Origin of the sequence: Pseudarthrobacter sp. NamE2, from assembly GCF_005796205.1 — a bacterium.
Lineage (GTDB): Bacteria > Actinomycetota > Actinomycetes > Actinomycetales > Micrococcaceae > Arthrobacter.
In genome coordinates, this window is the sequence record NZ_VAHN01000028.1 from 1 (window position 1) to 5,374 (window position 5,374).

The 5,374-nt window shown below is 55.5% G+C and carries 2 rRNA genes; both read right to left on the reverse strand.

Annotated elements, in window-relative coordinates:
• Positions 1-138: 138 nt before the first annotated feature.
• Positions 139-3,264: ribosomal RNA gene (locus tag FDW83_RS18770) — 23S ribosomal RNA — on the reverse strand.
• A gap of 504 nt (positions 3,265-3,768) precedes the next feature.
• Positions 3,769-5,295: ribosomal RNA gene (locus FDW83_RS18775) — 16S ribosomal RNA — on the reverse strand.
• The 16S and 23S rRNA genes sit together here, the layout of an rRNA operon.
• Positions 5,296-5,374: the final 79 nt, after the last annotated feature.

Below are 5,374 nucleotides of genomic sequence, written 5' to 3' on the forward strand. Positions count from 1 at the left end.
TTTTGGGGGGTGGGGAAAACTTTTTGTGGTTACAACAAGGTGGTGTTATTCGGTTTTGTTGTGGTTGGTTCCCGTGGTCAACCGTTTGGGTTGTTGGTTGGGAACCGCATAGTGGACGCTAGCACTCGATATGGTGTTGTGGTGTAAGTTGTTGGCCTATTAGTACCGGTCAGCTTCACGAGTCGTTAGTCCTCGCTTCCACATCCGGCCTATCAACCCAGTGGTCTGGCTGGGGGCCTCTCACACCTGATGGTGTGTGGAAATCTCATCTTGAAGCGAGCTTCCCGCTTAGATGCTTTCAGCGGTTATCCCATCCGAACGTAGCTAATCAGCGGTGCACTTGGCAGTACAACTGACACACCAGAGGTTCGTCCGTCCCGGTCCTCTCGTACTAAGGACAGCCCTTCTCAAATTTCCTGCGCGCGCAGCGGATAGGGACCGAACTGTCTCACGACGTTCTAAACCCAGCTCGCGTACCGCTTTAATGGGCGAACAGCCCAACCCTTGGGACCTACTCCAGCCCCAGGATGCGACGAGCCGACATCGAGGTGCCAAACCATGCCGTCGATATGGACTCTTGGGCAAGATCAGCCTGTTATCCCCGAGGTACCTTTTATCCGTTGAGCGACGGCCATTCCACAATGTACCGCCGGATCACTAGTCCCGACTTTCGTCCCTGCTCGAGATGTCTCTCTCACAGTCAAGCTCCCTTGTGCACTTACACTCGACACCTGATTGCCAACCAGGCTGAGGGAACCTTTGGGCGCCTCCGTTACTTTTTAGGAGGCAACCGCCCCAGTTAAACTACCCATCAGGCACTGTCCCTGACCCGGATCACGGGCCGAAGTTAGATGTCCAAAGTGACCAGAGTGGTATTTCAACGATGACTCCACCCGAACTGGCGTCCGGGCTTCAACGTCTCCCACCTATCCTACACAAGCCACTCCGAACACCAATACCAAACTATAGTAAAGGTCTCGGGGTCTTTCCGTCCTGCTGCGCGTAACGAGCATCTTTACTCGTACTGCAATTTCGCCGAGTTTATGGTTGAGACAGCGGGGAAGTCGTTACTCCATTCGTGCAGGTCGGAACTTACCCGACAAGGAATTTCGCTACCTTAGGATGGTTATAGTTACCACCGCCGTTTACTGGGGCTTAAATTCTCAGCTTCGCCGTGAGGCTAACCGGTCCTCTTAACCTTCCAGCACCGGGCAGGAGTCAGTCCGTATACATCGTCTTGCGACTTCGCACGGACCTGTGTTTTTAGTAAACAGTCGCTTCCCCCTGGTCTCTGCGGCCCACACCCGCTCACGGAGAGCAAGTCTCCATCACGGGGCAGGCCCCCCTTCTCCCGAAGTTACGGGGGCATTTTGCCGAGTTCCTTAACCATAATTCTCTCGATCGCCTTAGTATTCTCTACCTGATCACCTGTGTCGGTTTGGGGTACGGGCGGCTAAAACCTCGCGCCGATGCTTTTCTCGGCAGCATAGGATCACCGAATCCCCCCATACGGGGGTCCCATCAGATCTCAGGCACATGAACAGCGGATTTGCCAACCGTTCGCCCTACATCCTTAGACCGGGACAACCATCGCCCGGCTCGGCTACCTTCCTGCGTCACACCTGTTAATACGCTTGCCTCCCAGGATCAGGCCCTGCGCTCCACCAAAACCCTTCACCCACAAGGGGTGTCGGGCAGGTCTCGGGCAGTTAGTATCCCCTGTTCAACATGGGCGGTTTTTCGCCGGTACGGGAATATCAACCCGTTGTCCATCGACTACGCCTGTCGGCCTCGCCTTAGGTCCCGACTTACCCAGGGCAGATTAGCTTGACCCTGGAACCCTTGATCATCCGGCGGACGGGTTTCTCACCCGTCTTTCGCTACTCATGCCTGCATTCTCACTCGTGTAGGCTCCACCACTGGGTTACCCCGCAGCTTCACCGCCCACACGACGCTCCCCTACCCATCCACACTCCTGAACCACAAAGGCTAAGAACATGTGTGAATGCCACAACTTCGGCGGTGTACTTGAGCCCCGCTACATTGTCGGCGCGGAATCACTTGACCAGTGAGCTATTACGCACTCTTTTAAGGATGGCTGCTTCTAAGCCAACCTCCTGGTTGTCTGGGCAACTCCACATCCTTTCCCACTTAGCACACGCTTAGGGGCCTTAGTTGGTGGTCTGGGCTGTTTCCCTCTCGACTATGAAGCTTATCCCCCACAGTCTCACTGCTGCGCTCTCACTTACCGGCATTCGGAGTTTGGCTGACGTCAGTAACCTTGTAGGGCCCATCGGCCATCCAGTAGCTCTACCTCCGGCAAGAAACACGCAACGCTGCACCTAAATGCATTTCGGGGAGAACCAGCTATCACGAAGTTTGATTGGCCTTTCACCCCTACCCACAGCTCATCCCCTCCATTTTCAACTGAAGTGGGTTCGGTCCTCCACGACGTCTTACCGTCGCTTCAACCTGGCCATGGGTAGATCACTTCGCTTCGGGTCTAGATCACGCCACTCACACGCCCTATTCAGACTCGCTTTCGCTACGGCTGCCCCACACGGGTTAACCTCGCGACGTAACACTAACTCGCAGGCTCATTCTTCAAAAGGCACGCCGTCACAACTACAAGGCTGCTCCGACGGATTGTAAGCACACGGTTTCAGGTACTATTTCACTCCCCTCCCGGGGTACTTTTCACCTTTCCCTCACGGTACTGGTCCGCTATCGGTCATTAGGAAGTATTTAGGCTTATCAGGTGGTCCTGACAGATTCGCACGGGATTTCTCGGGCCCCGTACTACTTGGGATAACCTCCACAGGCTGCATCACGCATTACGGTTACGGGGCTAACACCCTCTCTGGCCGGCCTTTCAAAACCGTTCACCTATACGCACACATCACCCCACTGCCCCGGCAGAGACAGTACGGGAAGTCCCACAACCCCGACCATGCAACGCCCGCCGGCTATCACACATGGAACGGTTTAGCCTGATCCGCGTTCGCTCGCCACTACTAACGGAATCACTATTGTTTTCTCTTCCTGCGGGTACTGAGATGTTTCACTTCCCCGCGTTCCCCCCACGCACCCTATGAGTTCAGGTACGGGTCACCAGGCAACTCGCGCCCCTGGCGGGGTTTCCCCATTCGGACACCCTGGGATCACAGTCCGGTTATCGACTCCCCCAGGCTTATCGCAGATTCCTACGTCCTTCTTCGGCTCCTAATGCCAAGGCATCCACCGTGTGCCCTTAAAAACTTGACCACAAAAATCAAGAACAAAAACACTCGAGAGAACCACAAAACCAACCACACCATTCAACGATGCGGCCAGATCCAGGTTCATGTCATTGGAAATTGCTTCTATAAAAGATGCTCGCGTCCACTATGCAGTTCTCAAACAACAACCCCACACCACACACCCCACACACCAACGTGCATGACCCGTGCAGCAGGGAAACCAGAAACAAAGTCCCGCCACCAACCCCCCACAAAAAGGGAGCCACCAGCAGTCCTGTTGCCTCAGGACCCAACAGTGCGCCAAACGACACCCGCCACCACAACCCGGCCGCGTTCCACAACCACCACCCCCACAAAAGGGAAGAAGGTTCGTACTGACAAGCCGGCCCGTGCCACCAGGCACCTGTTTGCTGATATTCCACCCATGAGCACCCGCCACAAAACACTCGTCTGTGCTGCGGGCCTTTACTCCTGACAACACCCACCACCAACACACGCTGATAGATGAACTGCTGTAGGTGCTCCTTAGAAAGGAGGTGATCCAGCCGCACCTTCCGGTACGGCTACCTTGTTACGACTTAGTCCCAATCGCCAGTCCCACCTTCGACGGCTCCCTCCCAAAAGGGTTAGGCCACCGGCTTCGGGTGTTACCAACTTTCGTGACTTGACGGGCGGTGTGTACAAGGCCCGGGAACGTATTCACCGCAGCGTTGCTGATCTGCGATTACTAGCGACTCCGACTTCATGGGGTCGAGTTGCAGACCCCAATCCGAACTGAGACCGGCTTTTTGGGATTAGCTCCACCTCACAGTATCGCAACCCTTTGTACCGGCCATTGTAGCATGCGTGAAGCCCAAGACATAAGGGGCATGATGATTTGACGTCGTCCCCACCTTCCTCCGAGTTGACCCCGGCAGTCTCCTATGAGTCCCCACCATCACGTGCTGGCAACATAGAACGAGGGTTGCGCTCGTTGCGGGACTTAACCCAACATCTCACGACACGAGCTGACGACAACCATGCACCACCTGTAAACCAGCCCCAAAAGGGGAAACCACATTTCTGCGGCGGTCCGGTCCATGTCAAGCCTTGGTAAGGTTCTTCGCGTTGCATCGAATTAATCCGCATGCTCCGCCGCTTGTGCGGGCCCCCGTCAATTCCTTTGAGTTTTAGCCTTGCGGCCGTACTCCCCAGGCGGGGCACTTAATGCGTTAGCTACGGCGCGGAAAACGTGGAATGTCCCCCACACCTAGTGCCCAACGTTTACGGCATGGACTACCAGGGTATCTAATCCTGTTCGCTCCCCATGCTTTCGCTCCTCAGCGTCAGTTAATGCCCAGAGACCTGCCTTCGCCATCGGTGTTCCTCCTGATATCTGCGCATTTCACCGCTACACCAGGAATTCCAGTCTCCCCTACATCACTCTAGTCTGCCCGTACCCACCGCAGATCCGGAGTTGAGCCCCGGACTTTCACGGCAGACGCGACAAACCGCCTACGAGCTCTTTACGCCCAATAATTCCGGATAACGCTTGCGCCCTACGTATTACCGCGGCTGCTGGCACGTAGTTAGCCGGCGCTTCTTCTGCAGGTACCGTCACCTTACGGCTTCTTCCCTACTGAAAGAGGTTTACAACCCGAAGGCCGTCATCCCTCACGCGGCGTCGCTGCATCAGGCTTGCGCCCATTGTGCAATATTCCCCACTGCTGCCTCCCGTAGGAGTCTGGGCCGTGTCTCAGTCCCAGTGTGGCCGGTCACCCTCTCAGGCCGGCTACCCGTCGTCGCCTTGGTAGGCCATTACCCCACCAACAAGCTGATAGGCCGCGAGTCCATCCAAAACCACAAAAGCTTTCCACCAACCACCATGCGATGGAAGGTCATATCCGGTATTAGACCCAGTTTCCCAGGCTTATCCCAGAGTCAAGGGCAGGTTACTCACGTGTTACTCACCCGTTCGCCACTAATCACCCCAGCAAGCTGGAGATCATCGTTCGACTTGCATGTGTTAAGCACGCCGCCAGCGTTCATCCTGAGCCAGGATCAAACTCTCCGTTGAAAACGAAACACAACATGGCACCACGGGAAAAACGCGGCCACCACACTGCAAAAAAATTTGAAACCAGCTGTAAAAACCA